This is a genomic window from Pseudomonas kulmbachensis, assembly GCF_963681935.1.
Taxonomy (GTDB): Bacteria; Pseudomonadota; Gammaproteobacteria; order Pseudomonadales; family Pseudomonadaceae; genus Aquipseudomonas; species Aquipseudomonas kulmbachensis.
In genome coordinates, this window is record NZ_OY817088.1 from 3,781,783 (window position 1) to 3,800,419 (window position 18,637).

Here is an 18,637-nt window from a genome sequence, read left to right on the forward strand (position 1 = left end):
GGCTTATTCGCCAAAGGCCTCTTGCAAAAAACCAGGGGCGATATAGCGCTGATAATGCGCTTCGGACAGCAGGAAAAATTCCCGATCAATGGCGTCACGCAACTCGGGCAGAGCCCAACCACGAAACTCCGGCAATAGCACCATGCCGTAGAGCTCCAGCTGATTGATCACCCGCGCACCGCGGGCAATCAGCTGGTAGGCCCAGCAATATTCGGACTGGTTGGGCACAAAGCGGATCTTGCGCGCCACCAGTTGGTCGCGCAGCGTGGCTCGATCAAAAACCTCTACCTTGCCAGCCATCACTTGCACCAAAAGCTGCTCAAGCCTGCGCCATACAGCGCGCTTTTCTTCCTCGTTGTAACCGTTCCAATTGATCACTTCATGGTGGAAACGCTTGCAACCACGGCACACGAGGTCGCCGTAAACCGTTGAGCAAAGGCCTATGCAGGGAGTCTTGATGGTTTGATTGGACATGGCGAAATAGAGCACTGCAGAACGAAACAGGCACCCATGTTAGCCCTTTGTCTAACGCAGATCACCCCTCAACCTTCAGGGCCTAACTTACCTTTAACAAGTTTTTACCGTAGAATCGGTCTGCCTTTTAAGGCGCCAATGTCCGTTAGAAGCTGTTTTCAAAGCGTCACGAGCACAGTTGATCCCGAAGAACGGTGTTGGTGAGGGGTGTTTGCACTGCAGATACCCGCACCAACATTCATCATGCCCCCCGTTCGGAAGGCGTAAAACTTTGAAAACAGCTTCTGTTGGGAATCCTTGCAATTCTGGCTAAGCGGCTCAAAAAGCCCCGCAGCGCATGAGTGCTCGGCATTCCTGGATGCGCGTCCCGGACACCCATTTGGGACCAATGATGAGGGTAATAACTGTGCTTGAAGCCTACCGCAAACATATCGAAGAGCGTGCAGCACTGGGTATCGTTCCCCAGCCGCTTAACGCCGAACAAACCGCAGGCCTGGTTGAGCTGCTGAAAAACCCGCCAGCCGGCGAAGAAGAATTCCTCGTAGACCTGATCACCAACCGCATTCCGCCGGGTGTTGACGAAGCTGCTTACGTAAAAGCCGGCTTCCTGGCAGCGATTGCCAAGGGCGAAGCTACCTCTCCTTTGATCAGCAAAAAACGCGCTGTTGAACTGCTTGGCACTATGCAAGGCGGCTACAACATCGTGACTCTGGTTGAGATGCTGGACGACGCAGAGCTGGCACCGGTTGCCGCCGAGCAACTCAAGCACACCCTGCTGATGTTTGACGCCTTCCACGACGTCGCTGAAAAAGCCAAAAACGGCAACCCCCACGCCAAAGCTGTAGTGCAATCCTGGGCTGACGGCGAGTGGTTCAAGAACCGCCCAGTACTGGCTGACAAAATCAGCCTGCGCGTGTTCAAGGTCACCGGCGAAACCAACACCGACGACCTGTCGCCTGCACCGGACGCCTGGTCGCGCCCTGATATCCCGCTGCACGCCCTGGCCATGCTGAAAATGGCTCGCGACGGTATCGTGCCGGACGTTCAAGGCTCCATCGGTCCGATGAAGCAAATCGAAGAAATGCGCAACGCCGGCTTCCCGATTGCCTACGTCGGTGACGTGGTCGGTACCGGTTCGTCGCGTAAATCGGCTACCAACTCCGTACTGTGGTTCTTCGGCGACGACGTTCCTTATGTACCGAACAAGCGTGCCGGTGGTTTCTGCTTCGGCAGCAAAATCGCTCCAATCTTCTACAACACCATGGAAGATGCTGGCGCACTGCCAATCGAATTCGATGTTTCCAACATCAACATGGGCGACGTGATCGACCTGTACCCGCACGCTGGCAAAGTCTGCAAGCACGGTACTGACGAAGTCATCACCACCTTCGAAATGAAGACCCCGGTGCTGTTGGACGAAGTTCGCGCTGGTGGCCGTATCCCTCTGATCATCGGCCGTGGCCTGACCGATAAGGCTCGCGCTGAACTGGGTCTGGGCCCTGCCGACCTGTTCAAGAAGCCTGAAGCTCCGATTGAAAGCACCAAGGGTTTCACCCTGGCGCAGAAAATGGTTGGCAAGGCTTGCGGCGTAACTGGCGTTCGTCCAGGTACTTACTGCGAACCGAAGATGACCACCGTAGGCTCTCAGGACACCACCGGTCCAATGACCCGTGACGAACTGAAAGACCTGGCGTGCCTGGGCTTCTCCGCTGATCTGGTAATGCAGTCGTTCTGCCATACCGCGGCTTATCCAAAGCCGATCGACGTGACCACCCACCACACCCTGCCTGACTTCATCATGACCCGTGGCGGTGTATCACTGCGTCCGGGCGACGGCATCATCCACAGCTGGCTGAACCGTATGCTGCTGCCGGATACCGTCGGCACTGGCGGCGACTCCCACACTCGTTTCCCAATGGGCATTTCGTTCCCGGCCGGTTCCGGTCTGGTAGCGTTCGCAGCAGCCACTGGCGTTATGCCACTGGACATGCCTGAGTCGGTTCTGGTTCGCTTCAAAGGCGAAATGCAGCCGGGCATCACCCTGCGTGACCTGGTACACGCCATTCCTTACGTCGCAATCCAACAGGGTCTGCTGACGGTCGAGAAGAAAGGCAAGATCAACGAATTCTCGGGTCGCATCCTGGAAATCGAAGGTCTGGACAACCTGAGCATCGAGCAGGCATTCGAACTGTCCGACGCCTCGGCAGAGCGTTCGGCTGCTGGCTGCACCATCAAGCTGTCCAAAGAGTCCATCACCGAATACCTGAATTCCAACATCACCCTGCTGCGCTGGATGATCGGTGAAGGTTACGGCGATGCTCGTACCCTTGAGCGTCGTGCTCAAGCGATGGAAGCCTGGGTAGCCAACCCTGAACTGATGGAAGCCGATGCTGACGCCGAATACGCGCACATCATCGAAATCGACTTGGCTGACATCAATGAGCCTGTGCTCTGCGCGCCGAACGACCCGGATGACGCCCGTCTGCTGTCCACCGTTACCGGTGAGAAAATCGACGAAGTGTTCATCGGTTCGTGCATGACCAACATCGGCCACTTCCGCGCTGCGGGCAAGTTGCTGGACAAGGTCAAAGGCCAGTTGCCAACTCGTCTGTGGCTGTCGCCTCCGACCAAGATGGACGCTCACCAGCTGACCGAAGAAGGCTACTACGGCATCTTCGGCAAAGCAGGCGCGCGCATGGAAATGCCGGGCTGCTCGCTGTGCATGGGTAACCAGGCACGTGTAGAGCCGAACTCGACTGTTGTGTCGACTTCGACCCGTAACTTCCCGAACCGTCTGGGTGACGGCGCTAACGTTTACCTGGCTTCGGCCGAGTTGGCGTCGGTTGCCTCGATCCTGGGTCGCCTGCCAAGCGTCGAGGAGTACATGGTCTACGCGGCAGAGATCAACACCATGGCAGCGGACGTGTACCGCTACCTGAGCTTTGATCAGATCGCCGAATTCCGTGAAGCGGCTGCAAATGCCAATATCCCGGTTATTCAAGCGTAAGCTGATGCAGTAACGAAAAAGCCCCGGCTTGTACTTAAGAGCCGGGGCTTTTTCATGTTCGGGATTCAGCTGTTTATAGTAGTGGAGCCACTAATTGTTGCTCACGCGGCCAGGCATCGAGCACCGCCTTGAACAGCGTCGCCAGAGGGATCGCAAAGAATATCCCCCAGAAACCCCACAAGCCGCCAAACAACAACACCGCGCAAATGATCGCCACCGGGTGCAAGCTTACCGCCTCGGAGAACAGCAGCGGCACCAGCACATTGCCGTCCAGAGTCTGGATGATCCCGTAGACCGCCATCAGGTAGATAAACTGGTCGCTCCAGCCCCACTGGAACAACGCAATCAACAGCACGGGCACGGTCACCACCACCGCCCCTACATACGGCACCACCACCGAGATCCCCACCAGCAGCGCCAGCAAAGCCGCGTAGTTAAGGCCCATGGTGACAAAGGCGATATAAGTCACGCCGCCGCAGATAATGATTTCAATGACCTTGCCGCGAATGTAATTGGCAATCTGGCGGTTCATTTCCTCGGCCACCCGGGTAATCAATGCCCGCTCACGGGGCAAGTAACCGCGCACCCAACGACCAATCAACGCCCGGTCCTTGAGGAAGAAAAACACCAGAATCGGCACCAGCACCAGATAAATCATGATGTTGACCAACAGCGGCAAGCTGGACAACGAAAAGGTCAGTGCCAGTTGCCCAAACTTGCCGATTTCACCCCGGGCCACTTCGATGGCCTGCAGTACCTGCTCATCCGACACCAGATGCGGATACCGCTCGGGCAACAGCAGTAGCAGCGATTGCCACTTGGCGAGCATGCCCGGTAACTCGTTGAACAAGGTGATCAACTGATGCCAAAGCAAGGGCACTGCGACCACGAGGAACACCAGCAACAACCCCATGAACAACGCAAACACCAGCCCGACCGCCGCCGCAGCCGGTACTCGCATGCGTTCCAGCGCAACGACCAGGCCTTGCATCAAATACGCCAGCACCATGCCCGCCAGCACCGGCGCCAACATGCCGCCCAATGTGAGCACGGCGGTAAAAGCCAGCACCAACAAAACCGCCAGCACCACCGCCTCTTCATCGGAGAAATAGCGCTGCACCCAACCGCGTAAAACCTTGAACATCGGTATTCCTTAGAAGAAAGTACGGTGCTTCTCTGTGGGAGCGAGCAGGCCCGCCCCCACAGTTGAAGTCAATCAGGACTCAAGCCTTGCGTAACCAGTAGCGATAGGTGCCAGCATCCTCTTCCTCACGCAGCAGCTCATGCCCAGCCAGGCGTGCGAAGGTACGAAAGTCGCGTTGCGAACCCGCATCCGTGGCGACCACCTTAAGGACCTGCCCACTGATCATTTTGTTCAGCGCCATCTTGGCCTTGAGCAACGGCAACGGACAATTCAGGCCCGCGGCGTCCAGTTCGGCATCATGGGCCAACGCATCAGTCATTACGTACTTCTCCAGAGGGGCATTTTTTATGCCGGCTAGAATACCCCAAGCAGACCCGCCACTGGTCGTCAGACCAGTGTCCAGCTACAGTAAGCGCTTTACCGACTAGAGCTCTGTGCATGACTTTTCTGCGCCCTACCCTGTTGACGCTCGCTTGCCTGCTCGCTTCACCGAGTTTCGCCGACGATTTACCGTCTCTGGGTGACGCCAGTTCGTCCATCGTCTCGCCGCAGCAAGAGTACCAATTGGGCCGAGCCTGGTTGAGCATGCTGCGCAGCCAGGTGTCGCAACTCAACGACCCGCAACTCAAGGATTACGTCGAAACCAGCGTCTACAAACTGGTCGAAACCAGCCAGGTGCAGGATCGGCGCCTGGAATTCATCCTGATCAACAGCCCGCAACTCAACGCCTTTGCCGCGCCCGGCGGGATCATCGGGGTTAACGGCGGCCTGTTTCTCAATGCCCAGACCGAAGGCGAATATGCCTCGGTAATGGCCCACGAACTGGCCCACTTGTCGCAACGCCACTTTGCCCGCGGCGTAGAAGCCCAGCAGCGCATGCAATTGCCGATGATGGCCGCCCTGCTCGCCGGGATCATCGTTGCGGCCTCCGGCGCAGGTGACGCCGGGATCGCCGCCATCGCCGGTACACAAGCCGCAGCCCTGCAAGAGCAGCGGCGCTTCTCGCGCCAGAATGAGCAGGAAGCAGACCGGATCGGTATTCTCAACCTGGAAAAAGCCGGTTACGACCCACGCTCCATGCCCACCATGTTTGAGCGCCTGATGCGCCAATACCGTTTTGACGGCAGGCCACCCGAGTTTTTGCTGACTCACCCGGTCACCGAGTCGCGTATCGCCGACACCCGCAACCGTGCCGAACAGGCCAGAGTGGGCGGCACCGAAGACAGCCTGCGCTATCAACTGATCCGCGCCCGGGTACAACTCAACTACGAAGAAACCCCGGGCCTGGCCGCCAAGCGCTTTCGCCAGCAACTGGATGAAAACCCGAAAAACGACGTAGCCCGTTATGGTCTCGCGATTGCCCATATCAAAAGCAGCCAGTTCAACGAAGCCCGCGAGACCCTCAAGCCCCTGTTGGAAAAGGCGCCGAACGACATCACCTACAACCTGGCGCAGATTGAGCTGGATATGGACAGCAATCGCCTGGCCGAAGCCCAGCAGCGCATCGACAGAATGCGCACGCTCTATCCGGGCAACTACCCGCTCAACCAGGCCCGAGTTGATTTGCTGCTCAAGCAAAATAATCCCAAGGAAGCCGACAAGGCTCTTGAAGCCTTGCTCAAAAGCCGCCCCGATGACCCGGATGTCTGGTACTCAGTGGCCGAAACGCGGGGTTTGTCGGGCAATATCATCGGCCTGCATCAAGCGCGTGCCGAGTATTTTGCTTTGGTGGGCGACTATCGCCAGGCCATCCAGCAACTGGACTTCGCGCAGAAGCTGACCAACAACTTCCAGCTGTCCTCGCGCCTGGACGCGCGCAAGCGGGAGTTGATGGATCAGGAGCGGGCGCTTAAAGAGATGATGAACTGATGCTTCACGTGGGAGCGAGCCTGCTCGCGATAGCCTCGAGGCAGTCATCCAGACAAACCGCACCGCCTGCATCGCCAGCAGGCTCGCTCCCACAATAAAACTAGGCATTCCCCGCCAATTTCAAACGCGCAGCCAGGGTGAAATCCAGCATGCGTTTGAGCGGGCGAATCGCGTGAGGCACCAGTGCCGGGTCAACAAAGATTTCGTTGCTGCCCTGCTGCAAGCACTCCAGCGTGCGCTCCAGTGTGTTCATCGCCATCCACGGGCAATGCGCGCAACTGCGGCATGCAGCACCGTTACCCGCGGTCGGCGCTTCGATAAAGACCTTGTCCGGGCACAACTGCTGCATCTTGTAAAAAATGCCGCGGTCGGTGGCCACGATAAACGTCTTGTTCGGCAGGTTTTGCGCCGCTGCAATCAACTGGCTGGTGGACCCCACCGCGTCGGCCAGATCGATCACCGACTCCGGCGACTCAGGGTGAACCAGAATCGCCGCATCCGGGTACAACGCCTTCATGTCTTCAAGCTGCTTGGACTTGAACTCTTCGTGAACGATGCAGGCACCGTCCCACAGCAGCATGTCGGCACCGGTCTGGCGCTGAATGTAACGGCCCAAATGCTTATCCGGCCCCCAAATAATGGTTTCGCCGTTATCCATCAGGCTTTCGACGATTTCCAGTGCGCAGCTTGAGGTCACTACCCAGTCAGCCCGAGCCTTGACCGCCGCTGAAGTGTTGGCATACACCACCACCGTGCGCTCGGGATGCTTGTCGCAAAAGGCCGAGAACTCCTCAACCGGGCAACCCAGATCAAGCGAACAGGTGGCCTCCAGCGTGGGCATCAGCACGCGTTTTTCTGGGGTGAGGATTTTTGCCGTCTCGCCCATAAAACGCACACCGGCGACCAAAATCGTTTTGGCCGGGTGGGCCGCGCCAAAGCGGGCCATTTCCAGAGAGTCGGACACACATCCGCCGGTTTCTTCGGCCAGGGCCTGAATCACCGGATCACAATAAAAATGCGCCACCAGCACCGCATCGCGGGCTTTTAGTTCAGCCGCGATCTGCGCACGCAGGCTGAGGGCTTGGGCCTCAGTCAACGGCTTGGGCTGCTTGGCATCAAGGTGGGCTTGAACCAGAAGTCGTTCAGAAATTTGCGTCATGTTCGCAAGACCTGCAAGCGCTGTTGCGCGAAAGTCGAGTGTACCACCGGCTCCGGACCGTCAAGTCCCGCCGGGAGAATGTGTGTTATCAGGCACGGACCAGCTATTCAGAGCGCCAAGGCTACAGAATATCCTTGGGATTCAAAAGTTTAATGTTGCACTGGCGACGGCCTGCGCACAGACGAAGGGCGCAGCCCCTGACCGGATCAATGACCAGACTGAGATTTATGCTCTGAAACACTGATCTGAACCCGGAGCATGGATAGCCGTTCAATCAACAGGCGTTGAAAGCACCCAGTGCCTGGGCGGTGACGAACACCTGTCGCCGTTTTACACCCAAAGCGTGCAGGTAGGCCCGGCACAGGTGTTGAGCCAGCTATTGATTGATAACGTCAAACACCTGTTCTCGCAGCCTTCGGGCCTTGCCAGTGACTACACGAATGCTAACGCCCCGCCAGGTCGGCCAGTTGCCCACGGGCAACCGTGAGTGCCGCGGCCACCGCCTCCTCGCCAAACACCAGTCCCTGCAAGTAGACAAAGTGGATATCAAACAGCCCGAGCGTGTTGAGGGCATAACGCAGGTAATCGGTCAGAAAATCGGGTTGCCGCGCCCGCTCCCCCTGATGAAAACCACCCGACCCTACCAGCACATACACCGGACGGTCGGCGAGCAAGCCGGTTTTGCCTTCTGGCCCCGCGCTGAAGGTGCGATGGATACGCAACACGTAGTCGATCCACAGCTTTAGCGCCGCCGGAATGGTGAAATTGTGCATGGGCGTGGCGATCACCAATATGTCACTGGCTTCCAGCTCACGGATCAGCGTCTCGGACACATCGAACACCGGAGCATCAAACGCAGTGGGTGCGGCCAGTGCCGCGCCATAGTCGATGTTCAGTGGCGGCAAGGGCTGCTCGCTCAAATCCCGCCCCACCCAAGCCAGGTCCGGGTAGCGTTGGCGTAGCGAGGCCAATAACTCTCGGGCCAGACGGCTGGCGTGGGAAAAGTGCCCGTGGGGGCTGGCGTTGATCAGCAAGGCGTTGTTCATGGTTGCTTCCCGGTCAGGCTCTGGGTGAAGTGCATGCCATGCGCCAGCAGGCCCTGGCGGAAGTAGAAACGCTGAGCCAGAGCCATATGCAGCCCTGTGTCCAGCACCAGTTGATTGCACTGACGGCGCACGGCCTCGTCACGAACGCCGTTCAGAAGTTTGGCCCCCAGCCCCGAGCGCTGCAAATCGGGACTGACCACCAGATCATCGACATAGATAAAGCGCGAATAGATCAGATTCTCCATCTCGCGGTATCCCGCCAGCCCAACCAGGGTTAGCCCCTGCCAGGCGCCCAGCAGGCGATAGCCCTGAGCCACCTGACGCAGCAATTGCGTCGAATAGGCTGCAGGATCGCGCAGATGTGGGCGCAAGACGCGCATCAGGTCAAAACTGGCACGCAGGGCCGGTTCGTCCTCAAGGTGTTGCAGTGTGAAGTCCATGATGGTCAGCCATAAGGATAGATAGCTCCACTGTAGAGCTGCAACGGCATAGCACCTAGAGCCACAAAACGACTAAACAACCAGGCCATGATAGTTGCGCTACACCACCGATGTGTAACCAAACCCGGCAGTCACATGATTTCACTCAGGGATGCCAACCAAAGTCCCGACTGTTTCGCACTTAAAACAAAACCCCGAATTAACACGCGTATCCGTTACTTACCGAAGCACCACTTTCTCGCAACTTCATTTGGCTCGCGCTGAACATGGGCATTTTTGTGCCAGAACAGAAACGTTGTTTTATATATGAAACAAGCCAATTAACCGAATAAACACTCAACTTACTGATTAACAACAGATTTCAAACATAAAACTTAACCATAAATACTTTGGCATTGTTCATGCACTAAACACCGTATCACCTATAAAACAGACCAGAGACCCTTCCCAATGGCTGTGAAAGAGATGTTCGCCGTCGCGCCGCAATGGAACAACGCCGCTCCCAAGGAAGATATGGAGCCCACCGAAATTGAATTCCGCAATGTCGGAAAGTGCTTCCCGGCCAAAGGAAAGTCCGAAGCCCCCTTCGCCATCCGCGAGGTAAATTTCAAGATTCGCCGTGGCGAAGTGGTGTCGATCATCGGCCCCTCCGGTTGCGGCAAAAGCACCATCCTGAACATGGGCTCCGGTCTGTATCGCCCCACCGAAGGCGAAGTCTTCGTCGGCGGTGAAGCGGTTACCGGCCCGGTTCGCCAGGTCGCGTTCATGCTGCAAAAAGACCTGCTCATGCCGTGGCGCAGTATCCGCCGCAACGTCGAGCTGGGCCTTGAGATTCAAGGTGTACCCGCGGCCAAGCGCCAAGCCGTGGCCAAGGATCTGCTCGACCGCTGCCACCTGCACGGTTTTGCCGACCACTACCCGTTCCAGCTATCAGGCGGCATGCGCCAACGCGCAGCCCTGGCCCGCACCCTGGCCATCGACCCGCAAGTGCTGTTTCTCGATGAGCCGTTCTCGGCGCTGGATGCGCAAACCAAAATGATCCTGCAGCAAGACATGGCGCGCATGTTGTTCGATGAAAAGAAAACCGCCCTGTTCATCACCCACGACCTGATCGAAGCCATCGCCATGTCCGATCGCTTGCTGGTCATGAGCGCCCGCCCCGGCACCATCATCGAAGAAATCAGCATCGACCTGCCGTTTCGCGACAACCCGCTGGAGCGCCGCAAGCTGCCGCAAATCGGCCCGCTGGTAGGCCGCCTGATGGAGTTGCTGCAAGTCGGCGCCGACACCGAACTGCATTGATCACGCCCTGCCGTCCCCCACCTGTTTGAGGAGTCCGCATGTTCAAGTCTGTGTTTCAACGTTTTAGCCAAGCCAGCGCCCTTGCCTTGAGCCTGGGCGTGGCTTTCGCCGCCCAGGCGCAACCGACCGACGTGACGTACCTGTTACCGGCACCGCCGAACCTGCCAGCGTTCGCTCCGTGGATTATTGCCAAGGAAAAGGGCTACTACGCCGCCCAGGATTTGAACATGAACTTCATCGCAGCCAAGGGCGGGGTGGATGTGGCCAAGCAGATCGGCGCCGGTAACGCCATGCTCGGCGGCGCCATCGGCGATACCCCGATCGTGGTGCGAGCCAACGGTATTCCCGTGCGGGCCGTGGCTATCCTGGGTGCAGGCGGGGTAACGATGATCGCGACCAATGCCGCGGACAATATCAATTCGGTGGCCGACCTCAAGGGCAAGACCATGACCGTGATGTCCTACTCGGACACCACCTACTACGCCCTGCTCGCCACGCTGCGCAAAGCAGGCCTGAGCAAAACCGATGTAAATATCCAGGCCGCAGGCCCAGCGGGGGTCTGGCAGTTGTTCACGGCCAACAAGGCCCAGGCCATGGCCGGTGTACCGGACTGGGTGGTCCAGGCCCAAGAGGCAGGCTTGAAGGTCAAGCTGATCCCGCAAGAGCAAATTTTTGAAAGCACGGCCCAGTCGATCATCGCTTCCGATGACGCCATCAAAAACCACCCGCAGATTGTACGCGGCACGGTGCAGGCAACCCTGCAGGGCATGCGCGACATCATCCAGGACCCACGTGCCGCCGCCGTGACGTTCGCCAAGGCGGTTCCGGCCTATACCGGCAAGGAAGATGAGCTGGAGAAAATCTTCAAGCTCTACGTCGAACACGTTTATGCCAACCAGCCCGTACTGGGGCGCATTGATCCGGCGCGACTCGAAGCGGTGCGCCAATTCTATGTCAGCGAAGGCATCGTCACCCGCGAGCCCAAGCTCGCCGAGCTCTACACCAACCAGTTCATCGACAGCCCAACAGCCGCGCAATAACGGCCAGTGACAACAAGGTACACATACGATGAAAAACCTTAACAACTCCGTGTTCGGCAGCATCGCCCTGCTGATCCTGTTTCTGGCGCTCTGGCAATGGGGCCCTGGACTGCTCGGCATGCCCGAATTTGTCATGCCAAAACTGAGCCGTGTGGCCCAGGAAGGCGTGCTGATGTGGCAAACCGGTGGCCTGCTGCAACACACCCTGATCACCGCGTTCGAGATCGTGGTCGGCTTCGCCTTGGGCGCACTGCTCGGCGTAGCGATTGGCGTATCGCTGGGGCTATCGCCCAGCGCCGAAGCCATGCTCTCGCCGTACATTCTGGCGCTGCAAATCGCCCCGAAAGTGGCCTTCGCCCCGCTGTTCGTGATGTGGCTGGGCTACACCATCTACCCGAAGATTTTGATCGCGATCCTGATCGTGTTCTTCCCGGTAATGATCAACGTGCTCTCCGCCATCCGTACCGTAGACCCGGACATGATCAACCTGGTGCGCACCATGAGCGCCAGCCGTTGGCAGATCTTCCGTCTGGTGGAGTTCCCGTCCGCCATGGCCGCGCTGTTCTCCGGCCTGCGTATCGCATCGACCCTGGCCGTGATCGGCGTCACCGTGGGTGAGCTGGTCGGCGGCAATCAGGGCCTGGGGTTCCTGCTGGTCGACGCCGAGGGCCAAGGCAATACCGCTGGCGTATTCGTCGCCATCGCCATGCTCACCCTGATCGGCGTATTGGCTTACGGCGCCGTGGTCTGGGCCGAGAAGCGCGTCCTGCATTACATGCCTAAAGCCATGCTGAGTACCCAATGATGAGCGCTCATAAATCGTTACTTGAAGGGCGCCGGGTGCTGGTCACCGGCGGTGCTCGCGGGTTGGGTTATGCCTTTGCCAGGGCTATTGGCCAGGCCGGTGCCCAGGTGGTGATCGCCGATATTCTCGCCGAGCGCGTGCAGCAGTCAGCCGCCGAACTGGTCGCTGAAGGGCTCAACGTATATGGGGTAACTGTCGATCTGGCGCAGCCCGCTTCGATCGATGCCTGCGTCGCGCAAACCGTGCACTTGCTGGGTGGGCTCGACGGGCTGGTGAACAATGCCTCGATCACCAACTCCGGCGGCAAAACCTGCGAAGAGCTGCACATCGACACCTGGGACCAGGTCATGCAGGTCAACGTGCGCGGTACCTGGCTGATGACCAAAGCCTGCCTGCCCGCCCTGCGCAATAGCGGCCAGGGCGCCATCGTCAATCTGGCCTCCGATACCCCGCTATGGGGCGCGCCAAACCTGTTGGCGTATGTCGCGAGCAAGGGCGCAATCATCGCCATGACCCGCAGCCTGGCCCGCGAACTGGGCGTCGACAACATCACGGTCAATGCCATTGCCCCCGGCCTGGTGCTGGTCGAGGCCACCGCCTACGTGCCCGAAGCACGTCACCGCTTGTACAACGACCGCAGGGCCATACAGCGCCCGCAACTGCCCGAAGACGTCAGCGGCGCCGTGCTGTTCGCGCTGTCCGACCTTGCCCGCTTTATCACTGGACAAACCCTGCCGGTCAACGGCGGGTTCGTCATGCCTTGAACTGGAGACAGCCATGACCGATTTATCCGCACAGCAAGACACCCCAAAAAGCTGGGAACAGCCCGCCGGCAGCGACCTCGCCAGCTGGATGAAAAGCCGTATCGCCCGCTATGAAACGCGCCAGTACGACTGGAACGCACTGAAGTTCCAGGCCGACTACGACCCAAAATTCCGCCGTGCGCAAATGCGTTACATCGGCACCGGCGGTACGGGTGTGAGCACTGACATGAACACCATCCCGTCAGAGAATTTCACCTTTTCGACCATGGTGATTCCGGCCGGTCACGAAGGCCCGCCACACCTGCACACCGACGTTGAAGAAGTGTTCTTCGTGCTGCGCGGCACGCTCAAGGTGGTGATCGAGAAAGACGGCGAGCGGTTCGAAACCATCCTCACCGACCGTGATGTGATCTCCGTGCCGCCCGGTGTGTATCGCGAAGAGATCAACATCGGCGATGAAGACGCGTTGATGTGCGTGATGCTCGGCGCAAAAAAACCGCTGACCCCGACTTACCCGCCAGAGCACCCTCTGGCCTCGATCAAACGCGGATAACGCCATGCTCCACGCCACCGATCATCTAACCCCGACGCTGACCGCCGACCTTGAAGCAAGGCTGGCCGTTAACTTCCCCCTGCGCACGCTGGACGTCGCAGGCGGGCGTCAAAGCTTGCGCGAATGCGGGAGCGGGCCAGCCATTGTGCTGTTGCACGGTATTGGCTCTGGCGCGGCGTCCTGGTTGGCGGTGGCGCAGTTGCTGGCGCAACGCGTACGGGTAATTGCCTGGGATGCCCCCGGCTACGGGGAGTCCAGCCCGCTACGTTCGCTGGCCCCGGATGCATCCGACTACGCCGAGCGCCTGCGGCAAATGCTCGACGCACTGGATATTGAGCGTTGTGTGCTGGTGGGCCATTCCCTTGGTGCAATCACGGCAACGGCCTTCGCCAGCGGCGCACAGCAACAACGGGTAAGCCGACTGGTGTTGATCAGCCCGGCCCAGGGCTATGGCCATCCATCGCGCAAGATTCAGGGCCAGGCCGTGCGTCTAAAACGCCTGGCCGACCTCGAATACCCAGGCATTCAGGCCATGGCCGAGCAACGCAGTGCCTACATGCTTTCACCCGGCGCCAGCCCCAAGGATCACGCCTGGGTGCGCTGGAACATGGCGCGGCTTAACCCCGAGGGTTATCGCCAGGCCATTGAGCTGCTGTGCGGCGATGACCTGCTGCGCCACCCCCCGCTGTCGATGCCGTGCGACGTGCATTGCGGCGCCGCCGACGGCATCACCACACCCGACAGCTGCCGGGTACTGGCCCAGACCTTGGGCGCCAGCTTCAGCCTGATTGACAGCGCAGGACATGCCAGCCCTATCGAACAACCCTATGCGGTGGCAGGCCAACTGGCCATTGCCATCAAACAATCCCTGACAGGTGCATCGCTATGACAGATTCAGAACTGCCCAAGGACGCTCAGGACAAATATATCGTGCCGGGCCTGGAGCGCGGCTTGCTGCTGCTGTGCGAGTTCACGCGCAGCAACCGCACCCTGACCGCCCCCGAGCTGGCGCGGCGTCTGGCCCTGCCGCGCTCGACGATTTTTCGTCTGCTGACCACCCTTGAAACCATGGGTTTCGTCACCCGCAGCGGCAACGAATACCGCCTCGGCATGTCGGTACTGCGCCTGGGCTTCGAGTACCTGGCCTCGCTGGAACTGACCGAGCTGGGGCAACCGTTGCTCGCGCGTTTGTGTGACCGGGTCAACTATCCGAGCAACCTGGTGGTCCGCGATGGCCGCTCCATCGTGTACGTGGCCAAGGTCTCGCCACCGTCGGTGTTCTCCAGCGCAGTCAACGTCGGCACCCGCCTGCCCGCACACGCCACGGTGCTGGGGCGCATCCTGCTGGAAGACCTGTCACTGAGCGAATTACGCGAGCTGTTCCCCGAAGAACATCTTGAACAGCACTCCCCCTGCACGCCAAAAACCGCCCTGGAACTGTTCGACATGGTGCAGGCAGACCGCGAGCGCGGTTTCGTCAGCGGCGAAGGTTTCTTCGAGTCGTCGATATCCACCGTTGCCGCTCCGGTGCGCGATGAGTCAAGCAGGATTGTTGCCGCCCTGGGGGTGACCATTCCCACCGCGCAGATTGCCCACGTCAACTTCAACGAGTTGCTGCTGCAAGTGCGCCGCAGTGCCGACGAGCTGTCGCGGTTGCTCAACTACAACAGCGGCGCGGCCAACGATGGCCACAACCGCGTCACCGCCTTGATGAGGGATTGAGATGAGCCTCTATCAACTGCAAGGCAGCACCGCGATTGTCACCGGTGGTTCTTCGGGAATTGGCCTGGCCTGCGTCGAACTGTTGCTCGAAGCCGGTGCCGCCGTAGCTTTATGCGGGCGTAACGAAGAACGTTTGCGCAACGCCGAAGCCACCTTGCGCCAACGCTTCCCCGAAGCACGCCTGCTTGCCCAGGTGTGCAATGTGCTAGACGCAGAATCAGTGAAGTCCTTTGCCGCCGCCAGCCTCGCAGCACTTGGCCCGGCCAGTATCTTGATCAACAACGCAGGCCAGGGCCGGGTCTCGACCTTTGCCGATACCACGGACAGCGCCTGGGCCGAAGAGTTGAACCTGAAGTTTTTCTCGGTGATCAACCCGGTCCGCGCCTTTATGACCCAGCTGCAAAGCCAGCCCGACGCTGCCATCGTCTGCGTCAATTCACTGCTGGCCAGCCAACCGGAACCGCACATGGTCGCCACCTCGGCCGCCCGCGCCGGAGTGATGAACCTGGTGCGTTCAATGGCCACCGAATTTGCCCCTGAGGGCATTCGAGTCAACGGCATTCTGATCGGCCTGGTCGAGTCAGGCCAATGGCGCCGTCGCTTCGAGGCCCGGGAAGAGCGCGAGCTCGACTGGACCCGGTGGACCGCCCAACTGGCGCAACGCAAACACATTCCCTTGGGGCGTCTGGGCCTGCCGATTGAAGCGGCCCGCGCGATCCTGTTTTTGGCTTCGCCTTTGTCCTCGTACACCACAGGCAGCCATATCGATGTTTCTGGAGGTCTGTCCCGCCATGCGTAATGAAAATACCGTCACCGTTGGCGCCGCCATCACTGCATTTCTTGAACAGTGCGAGGTCAAGGCCGCGTTCGGCGTGATCTCCATCCACAACATGCCGATCCTCGATGCCTTCGCCGCGCGGGGCAATATCCGCTTTGTCATGGCCCGAGGTGAAGCCGGCGCCACCAATATGGCCGATGCCTATGCCCGCACCACCGGCGGCCTGGGGGTATGCCTGACCTCTACCGGCACCGCTGCGGGTAACGCCGCGGGTGCGATGGTCGAAGCACTGACCGCTGGCACACCGCTGCTACACATCACCGGGCAAATCGAAACACCGTATCTGGATCAGGAGTTTGCTTACATCCACGAAGCCCGCGACCAGTTGACCATGCTCAAGGCCGTGTCCAAGGCCGCATTCCGGGTGCGCAGCGTCGAAACCGCCATCAGCACCCTGAAGCTCGCCGTGCAAACCGCCCTCACCGCCCCTACCGGGCCGGTCAGCGTCGAGATCCCGATCGATATCCAGTCGACCTTTATCCCCATGCCCACCGACCTGTCGCCATTGCCGATCCCCGTGGCCGTACCGTCGCCCGAAGCGCTGGACCTGGTGGCCGAGCGGCTGGCCAGTGCTACCCGCCCGCTGCTGTGGCTCGGTGGTGGGGCGCGGCATGCCGGGGCGCAGGTCAAACGCCTGCTGGAGATGGGCGTCGGTGTGATCACCTCGACCCAAGGCCGCGGGGTGGTCAATGAAGACGACGAGCGCTGCCTTGGCGCGTTTTCGCAAAACAAGCGGGTCGAACAATTTCTGCAAAGCTGCGATGCGCTGCTGATTGCAGGTTCGCGCCTGCGCAGCAACGAAACCTTCAAGTACGCGCTGAAACTGCCGCGCAACACCCTGCGGATCGACGCCAACCCGGCCATCGAAGGCCGCAGCTACAACAGCGAACTGTTTATCTGCGGTGATGCGGCGCTGGCCCTCGACGGCCTGGCCGATCGTCTGCAAGGGCGGCTGAAAATCGACCCGACGTTCCTCGCCGACCTCAAGGCGGTGCGCGAACAATCCCGCGCCCAACTGGTTGCAGACCTTGGCCCGTATTCGGCGATGGTTGAACAGTTGCAAGGCATGACCGGGCGCAATTTTTCCTGGGTGCGCGACGTGACCTTGTCCAACAGCATCTGGGGCAATCGCCTGCTGACCCTGTTCCACCCGCGTTCGGGCGTGCATGCACTGGGTGGCGGTATTGGCCAAGGGATGCCGATGGCCATCGGTGCTGCGGTTGCAGCCGCCGAGACCGACCCTACACGCAAGGTCTTCGCCCTGGCGGGTGACGGCGGTTTCATCCTTAACCTCGGAGAGCTGGCGACGTTGGTGCAAGAGAAGGCCAACGTGGTGATCCTGCTGATGAACGACCAGCGCTACGGGGTGATCCGCAATATTCAGGACGCGGTGTATGGCAGCCGCCACTGCTACGTCGACCTGCATACCCCGGATTACGCCATGCTCGCCGAGTCGCTGAACCTGCGTCACGCGCTGGTCACCGACCTCAAGGATTTCGCCAGTGTGGTCGACGGTGCATTGGCGCAACCCGGCCCGTTCCTGCTGGAAGTCGACATGCTCAGCGTCGGCAGTTTCGCCACCCAGTTCGCCGGTCCGCCCAACAGCGAAACCAAAGCGCAAAAAGCCACGGCCTGAGGACTAGTTCATGTTGCATATCACCATGGTTGGCTGCGGCGCGATTGGCGTCGGCGTACTCGAACTGCTGGAGAGCGATGCGCAGATGTGCGTCGACTGCGTTATTGCCTCGGCTGGTTCCGAGGAACTGGTGCGCCAGCGCCTGGCGGGTTTCAAACATCCGCCGCAGGTACTGACCGCATTGCCAGCAGACGCTCGCCCTGACCTGTTGGTCGAGTGCGCTGGCCACCGCGCCATCGAAGAGCACGTACTACCGGCGCTGGAGCGCGGCATCCCGTGCCTGGTGGTGTCGGTCGGCGCACTGTCCGAGGTCGGCCTGGTGGAGCGCCTGGAAGCGGCTGCCGAGCGTGGTCAGACCTACATCCAGTTGCTGCCCGGCGCTATCGGCGGCATCGACGCTCTGTCGGCGGCCAAGGTGGGCGGGCTGGATTCGGTCAGCTACACCGGGCGCAAACCGGCCCGGGCCTGGAAAAACACCCCGGCCGAGCAGGTCTGCGACCTGGACAGCATCAGCGAAGCCACGGTGATTTTTCAGGGCAGCGCCCGTGAGGCAGCACGGCTTTATCCAAAAAATGCCAACGTCGCGGCCACCTTGTCCCTGGCAGGGATCGGACTGGACCGCACGCTGGTGACCCTGATTGCCGACCCGAGCAGCGAAGAGAACGTGCATCACTTCGAAGCCCGCGGAGCTTTTGGCGGTTTTGAAATGAGCCTGCGCGGCAAGCCGCTACTGGCCAACCCGAAAACCTCGGCGCTGACCGTTTATAGCGTTGTACGCGCCTTGGGCAACCACGCGCATGTGATTTCGATATGAATTTAGCGGCAAGTTGCAAGCCAA

18 protein-coding genes are annotated in these 18,637 nt (G+C 59.8%); 12 read left to right on the plus strand and 6 right to left on the minus strand.

Annotated features, from left to right (window positions below; translation table 11 throughout):
• Positions 1-3 precede the first annotated feature (3 nt).
• Positions 4-474 carry a DUF1289 domain-containing protein gene (locus U5A05_RS17520; protein ID WP_261739174.1) on the minus strand — a complete coding sequence of 157 codons (471 nt, stop codon included), beginning with the start codon at positions 472-474 and terminating at the stop codon, positions 4-6.
• Positions 475-880: 406 nt separating this feature from the next.
• Between U5A05_RS17520 and acnB the strand changes: the two genes are divergently transcribed.
• The gene (gene acnB / locus U5A05_RS17525) at positions 881-3,481 is read left to right on the plus strand and encodes a bifunctional aconitate hydratase 2/2-methylisocitrate dehydratase (protein ID WP_261742470.1); all 2,601 of its coding nucleotides are present in this window, start codon (positions 881-883) and stop codon (positions 3,479-3,481) included.
• A gap of 73 nt (positions 3,482-3,554) precedes the next feature.
• Here the strand turns inward: acnB and U5A05_RS17530 are convergent, their stop codons facing one another.
• Both U5A05_RS17530 and U5A05_RS17535 read right to left on the minus strand, forming a co-directional pair.
• Entirely contained in the window at positions 3,555-4,625 is a 1,071-nt protein-coding gene (locus tag U5A05_RS17530; protein ID WP_261739175.1) for an AI-2E family transporter, read from the minus strand.
• A 79-nt stretch (positions 4,626-4,704) separates the two neighbouring features.
• Entirely contained in the window at positions 4,705-4,944 is a 240-nt protein-coding gene (locus U5A05_RS17535) for a sulfurtransferase TusA family protein (protein ID WP_261739176.1), read from the minus strand.
• 119 nt (positions 4,945-5,063) lie between these two features.
• Between U5A05_RS17535 and U5A05_RS17540 the strand changes: the two genes are divergently transcribed.
• The gene (locus U5A05_RS17540) at positions 5,064-6,494 is read left to right on the plus strand and encodes a M48 family metalloprotease (protein WP_321834135.1); all 1,431 of its coding nucleotides are present in this window, start codon (positions 5,064-5,066) and stop codon (positions 6,492-6,494) included.
• A gap of 100 nt (positions 6,495-6,594) precedes the next feature.
• On the opposite strand, the gene nadA is transcribed toward U5A05_RS17540, so the two are convergent.
• The 3 genes from nadA to U5A05_RS17555 form a co-directional block, all read right to left on the minus strand.
• Positions 6,595-7,653: a quinolinate synthase NadA gene (gene nadA, locus U5A05_RS17545; protein WP_321834137.1), complete on the minus strand. Its 1,059-nt coding sequence runs from the start codon at positions 7,651-7,653 to the stop codon at positions 6,595-6,597.
• A gap of 443 nt (positions 7,654-8,096) precedes the next feature.
• Entirely contained in the window at positions 8,097-8,699 is a 603-nt protein-coding gene (locus U5A05_RS17550) for an FMN-dependent NADH-azoreductase (RefSeq protein ID WP_261739178.1), read from the minus strand.
• Entirely contained in the window at positions 8,696-9,139 is a 444-nt protein-coding gene (locus tag U5A05_RS17555) for a GNAT family N-acetyltransferase (RefSeq protein ID WP_261739179.1), read from the minus strand. The genes U5A05_RS17550 and U5A05_RS17555 overlap by 4 nt, the downstream gene beginning before the upstream one ends.
• Before the next feature lie 450 nt (positions 9,140-9,589).
• On the opposite strand from U5A05_RS17555, the gene U5A05_RS17560 reads away from it, so the two are divergent.
• Genes U5A05_RS17560 through U5A05_RS17605 form a run of 10 tightly spaced genes read left to right on the plus strand, consistent with a single transcriptional unit; the run spans position 9,590 to position 18,613 of the window.
• Positions 9,590-10,441 carry an ABC transporter ATP-binding protein gene (locus tag U5A05_RS17560; protein WP_395247634.1) on the plus strand — a complete coding sequence of 284 codons (852 nt, stop codon included), beginning with the start codon at positions 9,590-9,592 and terminating at the stop codon, positions 10,439-10,441.
• 38 nt (positions 10,442-10,479) lie between these two features.
• Positions 10,480-11,481 (plus strand): ABC transporter substrate-binding protein, encoded by a 1,002-nt coding sequence (locus U5A05_RS17565; protein WP_321834138.1) that lies wholly within the window; start codon positions 10,480-10,482, stop codon positions 11,479-11,481.
• Positions 11,482-11,509: 28 nt separating this feature from the next.
• Positions 11,510-12,286 carry an ABC transporter permease gene (locus tag U5A05_RS17570; protein WP_321834139.1) on the plus strand — a complete coding sequence of 259 codons (777 nt, stop codon included), beginning with the start codon at positions 11,510-11,512 and terminating at the stop codon, positions 12,284-12,286.
• Positions 12,286-13,050, plus strand: coding sequence for an SDR family oxidoreductase (locus tag U5A05_RS17575; RefSeq protein WP_261739182.1), 765 nt, complete (start codon positions 12,286-12,288; stop codon positions 13,048-13,050). The genes U5A05_RS17570 and U5A05_RS17575 overlap by 1 nt, the downstream gene beginning before the upstream one ends.
• A 13-nt stretch (positions 13,051-13,063) precedes the next feature.
• The gene (locus U5A05_RS17580) at positions 13,064-13,603 is read left to right on the plus strand and encodes a cupin domain-containing protein (RefSeq protein ID WP_261739183.1); all 540 of its coding nucleotides are present in this window, start codon (positions 13,064-13,066) and stop codon (positions 13,601-13,603) included.
• Positions 13,604-13,607: 4 nt separating this feature from the next.
• Complete coding sequence (locus U5A05_RS17585; protein WP_261739184.1) at positions 13,608-14,492, plus strand: alpha/beta fold hydrolase; 885 nt, start codon at positions 13,608-13,610, stop codon at positions 14,490-14,492.
• Complete coding sequence (locus U5A05_RS17590; protein ID WP_261739185.1) at positions 14,489-15,325, plus strand: IclR family transcriptional regulator; 837 nt, start codon at positions 14,489-14,491, stop codon at positions 15,323-15,325. Before U5A05_RS17585 ends, U5A05_RS17590 begins: the two co-directional genes overlap by 4 nt.
• A 1-nt stretch (position 15,326) precedes the next feature.
• Complete coding sequence (locus U5A05_RS17595; protein ID WP_321834140.1) at positions 15,327-16,124, plus strand: SDR family oxidoreductase; 798 nt, start codon at positions 15,327-15,329, stop codon at positions 16,122-16,124.
• Positions 16,117-17,799: a thiamine pyrophosphate-binding protein gene (locus U5A05_RS17600; protein WP_261739187.1), complete on the plus strand. Its 1,683-nt coding sequence runs from the start codon at positions 16,117-16,119 to the stop codon at positions 17,797-17,799. Before U5A05_RS17595 ends, U5A05_RS17600 begins: the two co-directional genes overlap by 8 nt.
• Before the next feature lie 10 nt (positions 17,800-17,809).
• A complete protein-coding gene (locus tag U5A05_RS17605) occupies positions 17,810-18,613 on the plus strand; it encodes an aspartate dehydrogenase (protein ID WP_261739188.1) in 804 nt (267 codons plus the stop codon).
• Positions 18,614-18,637: the final 24 nt, after the last annotated feature.